At 65.4% G+C, this 15,947-nt stretch carries 13 protein-coding genes and 1 pseudogene; 4 read left to right on the plus strand and 10 right to left on the minus strand.

Features of this window, described 5'->3' with window-relative positions:
- Positions 1 to 157: 157 nt before the first annotated feature.
- A pseudogene (locus ACTOXK_RS08545) lies at positions 158 to 277 on the plus strand (twin-arginine translocation signal domain-containing protein); the annotation flags it as partial.
- Between the two features lie 245 nt (positions 278 to 522).
- Complete coding sequence (locus ACTOXK_RS08550; RefSeq protein ID WP_482278037.1) at positions 523 to 1,224, plus strand: helix-turn-helix transcriptional regulator; 702 nt, start codon at positions 523 to 525, stop codon at positions 1,222 to 1,224.
- Here the strand turns inward: ACTOXK_RS08550 and ACTOXK_RS08555 are convergent.
- The 8 genes from ACTOXK_RS08555 to ACTOXK_RS08590 form a co-directional block, all read right to left on the minus strand.
- Positions 1,202 to 1,990, minus strand: coding sequence for a transcriptional regulator (locus ACTOXK_RS08555; RefSeq protein WP_482278038.1), 789 nt, complete (start codon positions 1,988 to 1,990; stop codon positions 1,202 to 1,204). The two genes, ACTOXK_RS08550 and ACTOXK_RS08555, sit on opposite strands and share 23 nt — an antisense overlap.
- Positions 1,987 to 2,868 (minus strand): HipA domain-containing protein, encoded by an 882-nt coding sequence (locus tag ACTOXK_RS08560; protein WP_482278039.1) that lies wholly within the window; start codon positions 2,866 to 2,868, stop codon positions 1,987 to 1,989. The genes ACTOXK_RS08555 and ACTOXK_RS08560 overlap by 4 nt, the downstream gene beginning before the upstream one ends.
- A 380-nt stretch (positions 2,869 to 3,248) precedes the next feature.
- Positions 3,249 to 5,222 (minus strand): MDR family MFS transporter, encoded by a 1,974-nt coding sequence (locus tag ACTOXK_RS08565; RefSeq protein ID WP_482279458.1) that lies wholly within the window; start codon positions 5,220 to 5,222, stop codon positions 3,249 to 3,251.
- 339 nt (positions 5,223 to 5,561) lie between these two features.
- Positions 5,562 to 6,557, minus strand: a complete 996-nt coding sequence (locus ACTOXK_RS08570; protein ID WP_482278041.1) for an acyl-CoA dehydratase activase — start codon at positions 6,555 to 6,557, stop codon at positions 5,562 to 5,564.
- The gene (locus ACTOXK_RS08575; protein WP_482278042.1) at positions 6,554 to 7,753 is read right to left on the minus strand and encodes a hypothetical protein; all 1,200 of its coding nucleotides are present in this window, start codon (positions 7,751 to 7,753) and stop codon (positions 6,554 to 6,556) included. The genes ACTOXK_RS08570 and ACTOXK_RS08575 overlap by 4 nt, the downstream gene beginning before the upstream one ends.
- The gene (locus ACTOXK_RS08580; protein ID WP_482278043.1) at positions 7,746 to 8,759 is read right to left on the minus strand and encodes an acyl-CoA dehydratase activase-related protein; all 1,014 of its coding nucleotides are present in this window, start codon (positions 8,757 to 8,759) and stop codon (positions 7,746 to 7,748) included. The genes ACTOXK_RS08575 and ACTOXK_RS08580 overlap by 8 nt, the downstream gene beginning before the upstream one ends.
- Positions 8,760 to 8,852: 93 nt before the next feature.
- Positions 8,853 to 9,623 (minus strand): DnaJ domain-containing protein, encoded by a 771-nt coding sequence (locus ACTOXK_RS08585; RefSeq protein ID WP_482278044.1) that lies wholly within the window; start codon positions 9,621 to 9,623, stop codon positions 8,853 to 8,855.
- A 10-nt stretch (positions 9,624 to 9,633) separates the two neighbouring features.
- The gene (locus ACTOXK_RS08590; RefSeq protein WP_482279370.1) at positions 9,634 to 10,812 is read right to left on the minus strand and encodes a putative ABC transporter permease; all 1,179 of its coding nucleotides are present in this window, start codon (positions 10,810 to 10,812) and stop codon (positions 9,634 to 9,636) included.
- A 171-nt stretch (positions 10,813 to 10,983) separates the two neighbouring features.
- Here ACTOXK_RS08590 and ACTOXK_RS08595 point away from each other — a divergent pair, with 171 nt between their 5' ends.
- Both ACTOXK_RS08595 and ACTOXK_RS08600 read left to right on the plus strand, forming a co-directional pair.
- Positions 10,984 to 11,400 carry a hypothetical protein gene (locus ACTOXK_RS08595; RefSeq protein WP_482278046.1) on the plus strand — a complete coding sequence of 139 codons (417 nt, stop codon included), beginning with the start codon at positions 10,984 to 10,986 and terminating at the stop codon, positions 11,398 to 11,400.
- 89 nt (positions 11,401 to 11,489) lie between these two features.
- Complete coding sequence (locus ACTOXK_RS08600) at positions 11,490 to 13,091, plus strand: hypothetical protein (protein WP_482278047.1); 1,602 nt, start codon at positions 11,490 to 11,492, stop codon at positions 13,089 to 13,091.
- A 203-nt stretch (positions 13,092 to 13,294) separates the two neighbouring features.
- Here the strand turns inward: ACTOXK_RS08600 and ACTOXK_RS08605 are convergent, their stop codons facing one another.
- The gene (locus tag ACTOXK_RS08605; RefSeq protein WP_482278048.1) at positions 13,295 to 14,167 is read right to left on the minus strand and encodes a DUF4013 domain-containing protein; all 873 of its coding nucleotides are present in this window, start codon (positions 14,165 to 14,167) and stop codon (positions 13,295 to 13,297) included.
- Between the two features lie 223 nt (positions 14,168 to 14,390).
- Positions 14,391 to 15,722, minus strand: coding sequence for an MFS transporter (locus ACTOXK_RS08610; RefSeq protein WP_482278049.1), 1,332 nt, complete (start codon positions 15,720 to 15,722; stop codon positions 14,391 to 14,393).
- Positions 15,723 to 15,947 lie beyond the last annotated feature (225 nt).

Below are 15,947 nucleotides of genomic sequence, written 5' to 3' on the forward strand. Positions count from 1 at the left end.
CCGTAGTCGGAACAAGAATCAATCCATCTCCCTCTTCCCCTCAATCAGCCCTTTTGGGTGGTGGGGTTCAACCCATCTGGGCGGTGCGAAAGGCCTGATGGAAGGCGCATGATTCGCTCCGTTGTCGATCCCAACGAAAACGGAAAAGGAGAGGGTCATGACCATCGAGAAGATCGCAGGGGAAGCGAAAACAACGACGGGCGCCGCATACTCGCGCCGCAACTTCCTGAAGGGAGTCACGGCCGCAGGGGCGTTGGCTGCCTTCGGACTTGCGGGCTGCGCGCCCAAGACCACGAGCGAGATGGCCGCCACGGGCACTGCGGCTTCAAATGCGGCCGACGTCAACTGGGACGAGAAGACCGAAGTGCTCGTTGTGGGCTCCGGCTACGCCGGCCTGGCCGCCACCGTGGCCGAGGGCTGCAGCGACTACGACCCCGCTACCGCCTCTCGTGCCCGACTGGTGCGCCGAGAGCCTGCAAAATACCCTGGAATGCATCGCTCGTCGCCTTCTGCGGCGCCATCGTGCTCGCGCCACGTTGGTTCACCGATCATCGCCGCCCTTGGGACTACGCGGTGCCCGCCGCAGCCGCCGCAGGCACCGTGCTCTACGCGCTCTCGCCCGCCCTCGCCCCCGGCGCAACACTCCCCGTCGCCTGCATTCTGCTCACCGGCGTATGCTACGGCTGGCTGGAGGCGCGGCTGTTCTTCGAGGCCGTCATCCATAGCCTGTCCCTTTCCGTGGAGCTGCTGTCCCATTTCCTGTTCTGGCTCGCCGGCGTCATGGCAGCCCGCACCCTGGAGTGGCCGCCGCTGCGCAGCACCGCCATGGCCGAGCTCGTCATGAGCTCGGCCGCCATCCTGTTCAGCCTCATCCTGCAAGCTGCCTCAGGACTCGGACGCTTTATCGTCATCGCTGCCCTGTACGGAGCCGTAGCCGTGCTCATGGCCGTGGTGTGGAAGGCTTGGCAGACAGGCCACGAGGCGACAGAAGCGGCGTCTGTGAGCGACCTAACCGAAGCCTGCGCCCTCATCGCCGCCGAGCGCAACCTCTCCCCGCGCGAAGCCGAGGTGCTGGCACTTCTGGCCGTGGGTCGCAGCCGCACCTTCATCATGGAACAGTTCGTTATCTCGGACGCCACGGTGAAGAGCCACACCAACCACATCTACCAAAAGCTCGGCATTCATTCCAAGCAGGAGCTCATCACACTGGCGCGGGAACGGTAGCGTCTCTGTCCTCCCACTCCGCCAAGCGGCGGTAGAACGTGGGCACGCTTACCCCCAGGCTCTCGGCCGCCACGGCCGCCGTCCATCGCCTTGAGCGATAGCGCTCTACCGCCTCGCGCAGCATCAATTCGTCGACGGACTTGCGCTTGCGGCCGGGTCGCGCAGACGCCCGCGCCCGCTCTCCCGCCGCTTTGCCGCGACCCATCTTCTCGTGCAAAGGCAGGAGGACGCCGTAGAGCGCCTTCCGATCCGATGGGGAGAGCCGCGCCGACCTCACGATTACCTCGCGTCCCTCGCAGAGGGCGCGAAGCACCGCCGCCGCGCCTTGCCGGGAGCTCGCGGCCCGCGCGATAGCCTCTTCCACCTCTAACGCCTCGGTTAGCGGCGGCACGGCCCGGAAGTACAGATCATCGCCTATGTAGCGCGTCGGCGTCCGGATCAGCCATTCCAGCGGGTCCCAATAGGCCATGCCGCACCCCTCGAGGAGCTGCCAAAGGTCTTCCCGGTTCTCCATGGGAGCACGCTCGGCAATCAGCGTCGGCGTCCGGTTCGCGCGCTCATAGCGCGGCTTGCGAGCCGATAGATCGAAACCGGGAATGCCGGGGAAATCGGCAGCCCCCAGCAAGTCGATCACCGCATAGTCTGGCTCTAATTCGTAGCGAAATGATTCATCTTCCCACAGGGTATAGCGCACCAACCCCAGGACATAGGTGAAGCCGCCAGGCCCGTCGAGGCAGAGCTGAGCCTCGGTCACGTTCTCCCTCACAGGAACCTCCTTCCCAGCGAAGCGTGGGAAGCAACGAGAATTCCCTCGTAGCGAGCGCGAATCATATGGAGATAAAACTCCCGCTGTCCGGACGTGATCTGGGGAATATCGTCGATCAGCGTCACGATGCATCCCATGTCCACACGACCCATCACTTCCGACAACGCCCGATTGCACTCGTCGAAGGCAAGGCTGTTGATTACCTCGAAATACGAGCTCTTCTTGCCGTTGAGCTTGATTTGGGATGTTGGGAACGTGTATACGCGCCGCGCCGTCTCCTCGGGTGACGCCACGATAGCCGCCATCTCGTCCTCGTCGGTCAAGTTGGGGAAGAGACAGGATCCGTTGTCGAACACGGGAGCGAGCCGATAGGCCCCTTGGCACTTGATGAAACCCCAGTTCGCTCCATGGCGGTCGAAGTTTCCAAGCAGAGCATCTACGATGAACATTTCCCAGAACATCGAAATCGTCTCGGCCACATCGGTGAGCTTCGAGTTGTCACGCAGCATGCGCATGATGTCCTCGTAATCGTACTGGTAGGACTCCTTGTCGGAATCGAGCGTGCTCTCCCCCACATCGTTGAAGGGCACGAACTGCTCCCCTTCGGCTACAAAGCTCTTACAGGCGACAACCTCCTCGCCATGGCGCAGACCGAGGAACACCTTCTGCGCTGGATAACCCAGGGCGTCGAAGATACGCGAACCCAGGTACTCGGAGAAATGGTTGTTGCGAAGGCCGAAGGGGGTGCGCTTGCGGAACTTCAGCATGTACTCACAGGGCTTCCCCGTTCCGTCGGGCACCAGAATGGCCTCCTTGCGCTCCGAGCCACCGTACTGCACGTCGCTTAATGGGTATGATGAGAAGTCAATGAGCTCCATTGCTGTTCCTATCAAAATTAGGTTTTTATTTTGATAGGAACAGTATAGACCTACTCTATCAAAATATAAAATGCTTTTTGAAGTACTTGGGTTGTTAGTGAACCTCAGTCTCTCCCAAAACCATTTCGCACGAGAAACCCGACCCCGCACTCAGAACCACCGCCGTCTCCCCTTTCCAGCTTAAGGCTCCCACATACGGGAGAAATTACCCCCATGCGGCCGGGGTAGACAACGGCTCATTGCTGCATCGTGAAACGGCCCGCATGAAGCGGGCCGTTTGAAGACGTAGAGTTTTACGAATGAAGAGCAGACCCCGCAGATCGCGGGCAACCTTTCGGCGCGGGCAGCTCGATGACCTCCCTTGCAAAAGTGCCAGTACGCTACCGCTCCAGGATATCGATGGCCTCCACGAGGGAGCGCATGATGTTGCGGCGGGACAGGGCGCCCACGAGCTTGCCGCCCTCCACCACCGGCACCTTCTTGATGCGCTTCGTGGCGAACAAGGTGCACACCTCGTCGATGGGCGTGGAGGCCTCCACCGACACCACGCGGTGGGTGGCCACGGCCATGACGTTCAGGGCCATGAGCTCCTTGAGGCGCGTGAGGGCCGCCTCGTCGTCGATGTAGCGGTAGCCGTTGCGCAGGGTGGAGTCCACAAGGGCGATCTCGGTCTTGCCGAGGTAGCTGGCCACGTCGCCGTCGGAGACGAAGCCCACCAGATCGCCGGCGTCGTTCACCACGGGCAGACCGCTCGTCTGGTTGGCGTCCATGAGGCGGATGACCTCCTCCATGGTAGCGCTGTCGCCCACGCAGACCGGCTCGCGATTCATCACGTCGGAAGCCACGTAGATGCGATTCTCGTCGATGGCCTCATCGCGGGCGGCATCCACGGCCACACCGGAGATGCCAGCGGCGTAGTCGGTCAGCTCCTCGCCGCGCTCGACCGCCGTGGCCGCAGCCGCTGCCTTATCGTTGCGGCGATTGCGCACGAAGCAGATGATGACGAGAGCCGCCACGACCATGAGGGCGAAGGTGGTCGTGTAGGCCATGTGCTCGCCGATATAGGCCTGCTCGAAGGCCGAGGCCTCCGGCGCCACCCACGGCGCCAGAGCCGACACCGACACGAGCACCGCCGTGCCGAAGGAGCCCGCCACCTGGTTCATGGTGTTCGACAGGCCCTGGGCGTGCTGGATCATGCGATTGTCCAGGGAGTTCACGCCCCAGGTGTTCAGCGGGGTCATGGTGAACTGCAAGCCGACGACGAGCGTGGTGTAGGTGAGCACCACGGTGATGAAGTTCGCGTCGATCCCCAGGCGCGCCAGGCCCGAGGCCCCCAGCACCGCCACGAGCACGCCGGGCACCGCCACCTTCCGCACGCCGAAGCGGTCGAACAGGCGGCCCGACACCAGGCCCGTGAAGGCGCCGATCACCGCGCCGGGCAGCATGGCCACGCCGGACATGGTGGCCGAGAAGCCCAGGGTGCCCTGAATATAGAGGGGCGTGATGACCTCGCAGCCCAGCAGCGCCGCCTGCACGATGATGATGACGCAAGCGGCCGTGGCATAGGGACGCGTCTTCAGGATGCGCACGTTCAGCATGGGCTCGGGCAGCTTCAGCTGGCGGCGCGCGTACAGGGCCACAAGCACAATGCCCACAACGATGAGGCCCAGGGTAAGGGCCATGTTGTCCGTAGAGGCGAAGGTGGACAGCCCGTAGAGCAGGCACACGAGGCCCACCGTGGACAGGGCCACGGACAGCTTGTCGAAGGTGGTGCGGGCGAAATCGCCGTAGTTGCGCAGCAGCCGCGCCGACAGGCCGACCACCACCACGCCGAGGACGGTTACGATGGCGAAGAGCGCCCGCCAGCCCACGCTGTCCACGAGCAGGCCCGACAGCGACGGGCCCACGGCCGGCGCGAAGCCGATGATGAGGCCGATAATGCCCATGGCCGTGCCGCGCTTCTCGCGGGGGAACACGAGCAGGATCACCGTGAACACCATGGGCATGACCGCGCCCGTACAGGCCGCCTGAAGAATGCGGCCGAGCAAAAGCACCCAGAAGTTCGGGGCCAGCGCCGCCGCCAGGCTGCCCGCGGTGAACACCGAGAGGGCCGAGATGAACAGCTGCCGCGTGGTGAAGCGTCCCACCAAATAGGCCGACAGCGGAATGATCACCGCCTCCACCAGGGCGTACACCGAGGTGAGCCACTGGGCCGTCGTGGCATCCACGTGCAGATCGGCCATAATCGCCGGCAACGCCGGCGACAACATGGTCAAGTTCAGCACCGCCAGAAGCGTGCCCGTCAAAAGCACGCCCACCATCACCAATTCTTTTCGTCCCACACCCAATGCCATACGCGTCTACCTCTTTCTCAGAACTCTCGCGGTCAAAAAAGCGAATGTTCCGATGCTACAGGTTTTGCGCGCGGAATGTAATAACCGCAATCGGCGAGCGGGAAACTGTCTTCGACCAAAAGAAAGAGGCCACTCGACAAGCGGCCTTAAATTATAGAGCCAACAACTCCCCGGTTCGCCCAAGGAAGTCAGCGAGGTTTCGACCGGTGCCTGGAATTGTGCTGAAGAGCGGCCGAGCGGCCTTTGCGCCGCGAGGGAAAGCTCTGAAGCGCAAGGCCAGGTGCCGGTCGGAACCGCAGCGTCGGCTCGTCCGCCGGGGCGTCAGCACCGGCGGAACGATTACGCCATGGTCTTCACCGCTCCCTTGTCGCAGCGGTTGCCCCAGCTGTCGATGACGTCCTTGTCGCGGTAGACGCAGATGATCTCGCAGTGGTTGGCGCACTTGTTGCACTCCACCTCCCGCGTCTTGAAGTCGAAGTCCAGCATGGCCTCGAAGTCGAAGGCGCCGCCGGCGAAGGGCCCCGCCTCGGCCCCGGTGATGGGGCCCGCATCAGCTGCCAGAAGCGCCACGCCGAAGGCGCCCATGAGGTGCCCGTCGGGATCTACCACCACGGGCATGCCCAGCTGCTCCTCGAAGGCGTGCACCACGCCGGCGTTCTTCGATACACCGCCCTGGAATACTACGGGCGCGGCGATCTTCTTGCCCTTGCCCACATTGTTCAGGTAGTTGCTGGCCACAGCGTTGCACAGGCCGGCGATAATGTCCTCGCGGGCGTAGCCCACCTGAATCTTGTGCACCAGATCGCTCTCGGCGAACACGGTGCAGCGGGCGGCGATGTTCGCCGGCTTCTTCGAGGTCAGGGCCACCTCGCCGAACTCCTCCACCTCTACGCCCAGGCGGTGGGCCTGACTCGACAGAAACGAGCCGGTGCCCGCGGCGCACAAGGTGTTCATGGCGTAGTCCACGGCAATGCCGTCCGACACGCAGATGATCTTCGAGTCCTGGCCGCCGATCTCCAGAATGGTGCGCACGTCCGGATGCAGAAACGTCGTGCCCACGGCATGGGCCGTGATCTCGTTCTTGACGACGCTGGCCCCCAGCATGGCGCCCACCAGGCGGCGGGCCGATCCGGTCGTGCCGGCGCCCACGATCTCCACGGGCTCGTCGCCCTCGGCCAGCTGGCTCTCCAGCTCGCGCACCACGTTCTTCGACGCTTGGGAGGGATTGCCCTCGGTCCACAGGTAGGACCGCGCGATGATGCGGCGGTTCTCGTCGATCACGACGCCCTTGGTGGAAATGGATCCGATATCGATACCCAGGTAGGCCTTGGTCATTTTCTCTTCTCCTTCTTCATGGCGAGCATGTCGTAGAACGCCTCGAGGCGCGTGTCCAGACCGGTATCCGAGGTCTGGGAGTCATAGGTCAGGTACAGGATGGGCACACCGAAGTCCTCGCTCACCTTCTGCAGCACCGGTATGCAGTCGATCTCGGGGGTGCAGCCCGCCGACTTCGCGTGGATGATGCCGTCGAAGCCCTCGGCGGCGTACTTCTTGGCCGCGGCCACGGTTAAGGTGGAGGTGGGGCCCATATCGTAGGTGACGTAATCCCGCACGCCCACGCGCAGGTTCGGCTCGTTGTAGCGCAGGTAGCGGTTGGTGAAGTTCAGCATGCGGTGCACTTCCACGCCCATGGCCAGCAGCTTGTGGTCCAGCCCCAAATTGCTGCGCTCGTCGATGGCCGTGAACATCTCCCCCACGATGCCGATGCGGATGGGATCGGCCGGCTTGTCCAGGGGAATGGCCCGCATGGCGTCCATGGCATCGCGGTAGGCCTGGGCGATGTCGCGCTCGTCTACGCAGGCCCGCATCGCATCCATGGCGCGCATCCAGGCAGCCTCGAAGGCCCCCCGCTCCCGCTCGAAGCCGGCATTGACCAGATAGAAGTCGCGCAGGCCGTCCAGGTGGGCGATCATGCGCGCCAAAGCCTTCATCTGCACCACGCCGTGGGGAATGTCCACATCGGGGTTCACCGTCTTCAGCACTTCCTTGGCCCAGCCGATATAGCCCTTCTCGATGCCATGGGCGAAGTTCAGCATAATGAAGTCGTAGCCCATGTCCCGCAGGATGGAATCTTGCAGCTCGCCGTAATAGCCCAGCCGGCACGGGCCGCCGAACTGGATGAGGATATCGGCCCCCAGATCCAGCGCCTCGGCGAAGTCGCCCAGAATATGCTTGAAGGGAGTGCACACGTAGTCGCTGGAATTCTGCACGCCCACCTCGTTGGCGGCGCGGGTGGCCTCGGGCAGGGGCAGGTAATCCACATCGAGCACCTGCTCGCAGAAGAACTTGAAGGCCGGGTCGTAGTAGCAGTAGCGGAAAAACGCCGCCTTGGTGTACTTGTGGTGCTTGGCCTTGTGGCGGGCGCGCTTGGCCGCCTTGCGGTCGGCATGCAGACTGGGCGGCCGGCGCCGCTCCAGCTCCACCGTCACCTTCGAGCGCACCTGCTCGATCATCGTCTGGGGCCTAGCCATGAACGTAGCCTCCCTTCTGCTGGAAGCGCAGGATGTCCACGAAGCTCTCCACGCGGGTCTCCACGCCGGCGGTGCCCGACTGGGCATCGATCATCAGGTTCAAGATGGGCGTGCCCTGGATGCAGCGCATGATGGCGTCGTCGGTCATGGAGTCGGGGCCGCAGGGAAACGCGCTGATGAGCACGATGCCGTCGATATGATCCTCCAACATGAGGATGGCCCCGATAAGCTCGCGGTTGATAAGCCACGGCATGGTATCGGAGAACTCGAAGCTCTTCTTGTAGGCCTTGTCGTGGTCCACCCCGTCGGCGTAGACCACGCAGGCACCCATGGCCTCAAGGCCGTCCACCACCGCCCCCGACAGGTACGGGTCATGGGTAATGTAGGGATGGGCCACCACGAGGATGCCGAGGGGCGCCTCGCCATCGCCGCCGGCTTCGGGCCGGGCCGCGGCGCGGCGGCGCTCGTCCAGGACGCGCATGAGCCGCACCTGGGCGTCGGCGAGAGCCTTATCGTGGGCCTCCTGGGCATCCCAGGCCGCCTTGAAGGCGCGACGGGCGTCGCGGGGCGAGACCCCCATGCGGGCCGCCATCTCCTCGAAGGCCCGGCGCACCTCGCGCGCCTTCCGCGCATTGCGCACCTCGCAGGAAATCACCCGCAGATGCTGGTCGCGGAAGGTGCTGCGCACCATATCGGTAACGGACTGGAACTTCGTGCAGAAGCCGGTGCGGTGCTCGCCCGTGGGATAGCTCGGCACGAACACAGCGTCGCAGCGGCCCTCCAGGCTGGCCACATGCCCGATGAACACCTTCGATGCCAGACAGCACTCGTCCACCGACAGATGCTCGCCCTCATCGGCGATGGCCTTGTCCGTGGCATCGCTCACCACCACGGTGCGGCCAATGCCCTCGAAGAACGTCGTCCACAGCGCACCGAAGCGGTAGTACAGCAGCGCCCGCGGAATGCCCACCACCTGCACGTCGGCCCAATCGGTCACTTGGGGCACAGATACCTCCTCATAGGTGAAGCGCCGCAGGGCGCGGCGCAGATTCAGTCAGCTCTTTATCTTAGCACAGGCGCGTCCCGCGGCCCCCACATCCTACAGGCAGCACAGAAACGGCTGGCAGAGGGTGGGGCCGCACACGGCGCAGCAGCACAGCGCCGACGGGTCGCAGCCGGCCGAGAAGCCCCGTCGCTCGCTTTCCTGCTGATAGGCCCGGGCTCGCGCGCCGATAACGGCCTCGGCCTGGCGGTAGTCGCCGTTGGTGGGATCGGCCTTGCGGGCGGCGCGAATCTGGTCCACCGCCGCCACGGCGTTGCCGGCCCCGTAGTTCGCCAGGGCCGCCAGGTAGTACCACCGGCCGGTGCGCTCGGCCAGGGGCAGGGCCGCCAGCACCGAGAGGGCCGCCTTGTAGTTGGCCGCGTCGATGAACAGCACCGCCTGGCGCAGCTCGGCGGAATCGGAGGCCGACACCTCGGGCCGCGGGATGGAGCTCGCCCGGGCCCAGCTGTTGAAGATGTCGTCCCAATCCACTTCCACCCACTGGTACTGGTAGCCGCCCGGACCGGTGCCCGCACCGCCCGCGCCGCCGGCGAAGGGGTTGCCGCCCGCGCCTCCCGGGCCGCCCCAGCCATAACCGGGATTGTAGGGGGCGCTGTAGCGGCGCCGCGCGTCCTCGCGGGCGTACTTCTCCGGATTCACGATGCGGTCGTAGGCCTCGTTGATCTTCTTCAGGCGCTCCTCGGCCTGCGGATCGTCCGGGTTCAGATCGGGATGGTTCTCCCGCGCCTTCTTGCGATAGGCCTTCTTTATCTCGTCGGCCGAGGCGTCGCGGGAAACGCCCAGGACCGCATAGGGGTCGTCGATCACAGGTCAGCTCCTAGGACGAGCGGTGGGCAATGTCGGGATTGATGCTCATAGACTCGAAGCGGTGCTCCATCCACTGGTTGTCGAAGTGGTCGGCGCAGAACTCCTCCAGGGCGTTCTCCGGCGCCGCCCCGGCCAGGCGGGTGTACCAGCAATCGAGGGCCACCAGGGTCATGACCCCGTTGAAGATCATGAGCGCGGCGCACACGGCCGTGATGGAGTAGCGCCAGCGCCAGGGAATGAGGTTCACCGTGTGCAGCAGGGCCGGCAGGGCCAACTTCACCCACACCACGCCGAGCGCGCCCCACATGCACATGAACATGAAGTTGGTGCGCCCGTTGATATTGAGGAAGGTACCGGTGTAATCCCAGGCCACCGCCCCGAAGGCGTATTCCATGAACCAGCTGACGAAGTACTCAAAGGCCCCGCCGATAAGCGCGCTCACCAGAAACACCACGGGAATGGGGGCGTTGTGGAAGCGATTCAGGGCCAAGGTCATGAGCAGGGCGCCGAAGCCGTAGATGGGCGAGAAGGGCCCCCACAGAAGCCCGGCACGGTCTTCGTAGTGGCCGAAGTCCACCACGAGCACGTGGTAGATGGACTCGATCACCACACCGGCCACGGAGGCAATGACGAAGATCCAGAACAGGTTGAAGAAATCCAGCTCGATGAAGCCAGCCCCCGACTTGTCCAGGCCGAGGGTGCCCTCCTCCATTTCCTCGCGGGTCTCCATGAGGCGCAGCCGCCGCTGCAGCTCGCGCTCGTCGGACAGGGAGGGGTCCACGAACACATGAGCCGCCACCAGGATGAGCGCCATGACCCCGATAAACCACAGGCTCTCGTTCACGCCGTACAGCATAAGGTCGCAGGCGAACGCCACGACAAGGGCGATGGCCATGGCCTCGGCGATGAGCCGCGCCCGACGCCGGCGCCCGCGCAGCAGGCCCACCCCCAGCACCACGGCGGCCACTACGGTGAAGGCCAGGGCGACCACGAGCACCACCCATAAGACGACAGTGAGCACTGAGTTATCGAGGCCGCCGCCGTCCACGAGGGCCTTGCCCGTGGCGAAGAGCACCACAAGCGTCGAGGGGGCCGATACCAGGCCGCCCACGATCAGCAGCACGCCGAACACCTTCAGGCCCAAAGGCGTGCGCGCCCGACCGCTCCCAATGCCGGGGTCGGGCTGCAAGGGGGTTTGTTGAAGAAGCGCGGAATCCATGGCGCTATGGTATCATGACCCCCGAATTCAGGCCCCAAGCCCACAACATGCCCGCAAGATGCCACCAATTTGACATTCGGCCGATCCGATGGACAGACAGCTCGGGGCCGCCCTCCACCCCCGAAAGAAGGGAGCCCGCCGGTGACCACAGAGCCGAAGGATACCGCCGTCTGGTATCTCCGCATGTTCTCCTACTTGCTTATCCTCTGCGGCCTGTTCGGCCTCGCCACCGGCGCCGTCGTGCTCTACCAGGCCATCGCCGATGGCGGCATCGACGGGGTCGTCCTTCCCCTCGGCTCCGTTGCGCTGGGGCTCGCCCTCATAGCGGCCAACGCCATCACGCTCGCTGCCGGCCTGCTCGGCCGTGCGACCTCCCGCAACCCGCGCCGCGCGCCCGCGCTCTTCACCATGGCCCTGGCCGGTATTGCGGCCACGCTGTTGGGACTCGGCCTCTGCTCGGCCACCGGAGCCGGCATGCCTACCTCGCTGCTCTTCAACGGCCTCATCATGATTATCAGCGCCGTTATCGCCCATAATCTGCGCAACGGCGCGGAATAAGCGGCAAAACCTAGCCTTTCGCCCCCTCCATCGGGTACAATGCGTCAATAAGGCCGCGAGGGGTTGCGGCCCGTCATCCAGGAGGATTCATGACTGACCACGATTCGCAGAAGGCCGCGCGCGAAGCTGCCGCCGCTTTCATCCAGAGCGCTGCGGAAGCCGCACCCGAGAGTGCCGGCACTGCGGCTGCAACCGATACCGTATCGGCTCCTGAGGCCGCCTCAGCTGACGTGAGCCGCGATGCCGCGGCAGTCCCGGGAGACGACCGCTCCGAGAACGTCCCCGCAGCTTCCCCCGCCGCCGTAGCTACCGACGGCGGCGAGCCGGTCACCGCCCCGGCCGCTAGCCAGAGCGCTCCCAGCGCCGGCGAGGCTTCCGCGGCCACGGCGAGCAGCCCTGCCCCCGCAATCCCGATCGCACCCGAGCCGCCCCTACCCCTGGCATCCCCCGCCGTAGCCTACGGCACCGTGGATGCGGCAAAGGCCCAGGGGGGCAAACGAGGCGGTGGCGCCCTGGCTGTGGTCATCACCCTGGCCATTATCGCCCTCGTTGCCACCGGCGTCGTGGCTTATCTGTTCACCTCCGGCTTCTTCGCCCAGGAAGCGCCAGCGCAGACCCAGCGCGTCGTCCTGGCCGACAACCGCGTCGAGGCCGCCTTCAACGAGCTGGCCCTGGAGATGCCGGACATCTCCCGCTTTGCCTACGTATCCCAAGATTCCCTCATCGGCCCGAAGTTCAGCGATATCGCCATCGGCGAGCCGGTCAACCTTGGCGTGAGCGGCCAGGCCGTCGTGCAGTGCACCGCCACCGCCACGGCCACCTACAAGAACAAGGGCGTGGAGATCACCATGCCCGTCACCCTGCCCTTCGAATACTCCGAGACGAGCGAGACCTGGATCCCCGGGGAAGCCACCTGCGGCGAGCAGACGGCCACGCCCCTCACCCCCGCGGCCGCCGGCGACATCATGGACAACCTGAGCGCCATCCTGGCCGCCCACGACGCCACCTACAGCGAGGCCATGGCCGGGGCCTCCGTGGTGAAGACCTCCACCGACCTCACCACCGACGGAGGCCCGCTCACCGTAACCCTCTCGAAGCAGGCGCAAACCCAGGTCGACGGGAAGACAGTCAACGAGCAGCGCACATCCGTGGTCACGCTGAACGTGTCCTGGTCCAACAACGAGGGCTGGCACGTGAGCGTCCACAACGCGGGCCAGATCGACTATGACACGGAGCAGCCCGCCGACAGCGAGAACGAGGACGACAAGGACAAGGACGAGAACGATCCCGCAGCCGGCAACAACCCTGCCTCGGTGGACGCGCGGGCCAATACCGCCCCCGACAAGCTCGGCGAGGTGTATTACGGCGACAGCGTGTCGCTGTCCGGCACCCTGCGAGCTCTGGGCTCCTCGAGCGCTCTGGCCCAGAGCAACGGCCACAGCAACGGCAGCCTCAGTGCCGATGCCGATGGCCGCGTGCAGCTCGTTCTGGAGCTCGCCCGTCCTCTCGAGCTGAGCATCAACGGCACCGCCTACCGCCTCTCCTATGTGGCCGTGGCCGTGGCCGGCCTCGACGACAACGGTCAGGGCCTCGTCGGGCGCAGCGCCGATGTGCAGGGCCCCCTCGAGGAGTCCTTCGCCACCAGCTGGTCTCCCATCGGCATCAAGGCCCTGGAGATCCACGTCGAATAGAGGCGAGCGCTCCCAGCGGGTCCCCCACCGGACCCGAGTCCCTTCCGCTCCAAAAAAACGGACCCGCTCTGGCAGCGGGTCCGTTCTCATATATGTGCAGTTACCCTGAAGCGGTGGTGCTGAGCGAGTGCATGCGCTCTCACCCTCCCAGGGCCGCATCCGCGCCGTCAGTGCCACCGGGGGCCGGGGCGCAGCGCCCTTCCCTACTGAAGGGGCGTACCGGGATTCTGGGGATAGCCGGGGTTCGGCTGCACCGGGGCCGCCGGCATGGCGAGGGCGGTCCACTCCGGCGCGTAGCGGGCCACCCAATGGCCGAGGCCGCGCACGGTGATGGCGTTGGCTGCCGTCTCCACGATCATGCCCGCAACATAGACGAGCAGCACCGCGAAGAGCGTCGGACCGGCAATGAGCCCCACAATGGAGAACACGTCGGCCGCCGAGACCGAGCTGGCGTAGGACGAGGCCATGATGGAGGGCATCGCGCCGCCCAGGCCGAGCATCAGCGCGAGGGTGACGAAAATGCCGCCCACCACGCTGACAATGGCGGTGGCGACAATACCCGGCACCAAGGTCACCAGCAGCAGCTGCCCCACGTTGCGGCGCGCCACCTGCCAGATGTCCTTCACGTTGAAGCCGTCGCCGAGGGTGTAGCCCATGATCATACGCATCTCCATGAGGGAGATGGCCACGCTGCCGGCCAGCGCCAGCGCCATATAGGCGATCCACCCCAACACCGGCACGAAGCCGAGAATCATGCCGGCCACGCCGACGACGAGCCCCACGACCAGGCCGATCACGAAGGCGTAGAAGCCGAACTCGAAGTTCTTGCCGGTCACGTACTTGGCCGGCATGGGGGTCTTGCCGCCGAAGGGCACCTCGCGCGACCAGTGCAGCAGGTAGCCCAGCACCACGAAGTTCAGGATGGGCACGCACATGATGAGGCCGAGCACCAGCAGCTTGCCGATGTAGCCCGGAGTCGCCTTGATGTCGGCCCAAGCGGCTCCGATGCAACCCTGGGCGTACACCGGAGCAGGGGTCGGCGCCGTCGGGGGCACCGTGTAGTTCGTCTGATCCATAGGGGGATCCTTTCTCTCGAGCGGGTCTTGAGGGCCCGCATGGCTCGCGCAGCGAGTCAGCTCGTTTCGCGCGGGAATGCCGACGGCCGTCCGCGCCCCGGCGCCAGACGGCTGACCAGTTGCGGCATCATTGTGACAGGCCCGGCTTACTGACGGTAAATCAGTAGGGAAATCGTCATCTTATCCCCAATCCTGAAGAAATTATTCAGAAGAGCCCCGAGCCCTACAGCTCGCGCTTCTCCACCACGGTGAAGCTCGGCAGCGTATGGCGCTTCACCACGCGGTAGCACAGGATGGCCGTGACGGGCATGCCCAGGCACAGCAGGGCGCCCACTTTGAAAGAGGCCATGGTGCCGAACAGGTCAATGAGGGCCCCGGCCATGGTGGGCCCGAAGGCGGCCCCGCAGGTGTAGCCGGCATTCAGCCAGGTGATGGCCTCGGTGAGCCGCGCATCGGGCACCGCCCGCTCGCATACGCCATTGGCTATGATGAGCAGGGGCGAGTAGGTGGCCGCCCCCAACAGCGCCACCACCATGAGGCTCGGGGCCGAATCGATGAGGAACATGGTGCCGAAGGCGAGCCCCATGAGCGTAGCGGACACCACGAGCTGCTTGGGCAGCGGCGCCCGCAGGCGCACCATGCCGAAGAGGAATCCCACCACCATGGACACGGCCCCGGAGGCCATGAGCACCGCGCCGGCGAAGTCGGGGCTGTGCAGGTCTTCCGACAGCGACACCGTGGCCGTGTCGAACAGGCCGAGGAAGGCCCCGGCGAAGGCGTACAGCACGAACAGCACCCGTACCGCCGCCGAGGTGGAAAGCAGGCTCTTGCGGGGAACGCCGCCGCGGGCTGCCTCCGCGCTGTCCCCCGTCACCGCGGCCACGGCCTCCTCGGCGGCTTCTGCCGTCCCCGCGTCCGACCAACCGGGCACCGGCTCGGTGGATTTCGACGCGCACAGGAGCACCACGCCCACGGCGAAGGCCACGCCGCCGGCTATCATGCCCGCCGTCGGCACGAGGGCCGCCGCTAGGGCAATGGAGATGGAGGGGCTGAAGATGAACGCCATGTCGTCGAGCACGCTCTCGTAGGAGAACATCGTGCGCAGATCGGGGGCGGCATCCCCCAGGCGCCCCGAGCGGATGAGGTAGGTCCAGCGGGCGCGGGCCATGGCCTGGGGGCTCGGGTAGAATCCCACGAGGAGAGCGCCCACGAACAGGGGCCACACTGGACCGTGCAGCGCCACGTTCCCCACGAGAATGACGAGACCGGCGAGGGATATGAGGGCCGCCTTGGGCACCACGGCGGATTGGCCCCGCTCGTCAATGAGCTTGGACACCCGCGGCGTCACCACGAAGATAGACAGGGCGATGAGCGACGAGGACAGCCCCGCCGTGAGAAACGAGTAGCCCGACAGGGTAATCATGGTCACGGTGCCGATGTTCATCATAGCGCCGAAGAAGCGCATGAGCAGGCAGGCGATGTCGAAGCCATAGGCCGACCGCACCTGCAGGATCTTCTTGTACACGCCCGGGCTCACGGCCGCCACGCTGGTCACCTCGTCTTCTCTCCCCTCCAAGACACGCCCGACCAACCAGCCGAGCGCACGGCCCCTAGAGTAGCACGGTCGCGGCGGCGAAGAAAGGGAGAAACCGCCAAGAAGATCGCGGTTCCGTTGGCGGCGCCTCCAAAGGCCAGGGGGCAATCGCCCCGGCACGCCCCTCGAAGAGCTGCGCTCCGGGCGGGTACACTTTCCAACCCGGACGTGACCCCGACTACCACC

The sequence above is a fragment of the Adlercreutzia sp. genome (assembly GCF_056795635.1).

What these genes read in the sequence shown, in the direction of transcription:
- ACTOXK_RS08560 (WP_482278039.1), bottom strand. Translation starts at nt 2,868, where the DNA reads ATGGAGCTCATTGACTTCTCATCATACCCATTAAGCGACGTGCAGTAC.
- ACTOXK_RS08565 (WP_482279458.1), bottom strand. Translation starts at nt 5,222, where the DNA reads ATGGCATTGGGTGTGGGACGAAAAGAATTGGTGATGGTGGGCGTGCTT.
- ACTOXK_RS08570 (WP_482278041.1), bottom strand. Translation starts at nt 6,557, where the DNA reads ATGACCAAGGCCTACCTGGGTATCGATATCGGATCCATTTCCACCAAG.
- ACTOXK_RS08575 (WP_482278042.1), bottom strand. Translation starts at nt 7,753, where the DNA reads ATGGCTAGGCCCCAGACGATGATCGAGCAGGTGCGCTCGAAGGTGACG.
- ACTOXK_RS08600 (WP_482278047.1), top strand. Translation starts at nt 11,490, where the DNA reads ATGACTGACCACGATTCGCAGAAGGCCGCGCGCGAAGCTGCCGCCGCT.
- ACTOXK_RS08605 (WP_482278048.1), bottom strand. Translation starts at nt 14,167, where the DNA reads ATGGATCAGACGAACTACACGGTGCCCCCGACGGCGCCGACCCCTGCT.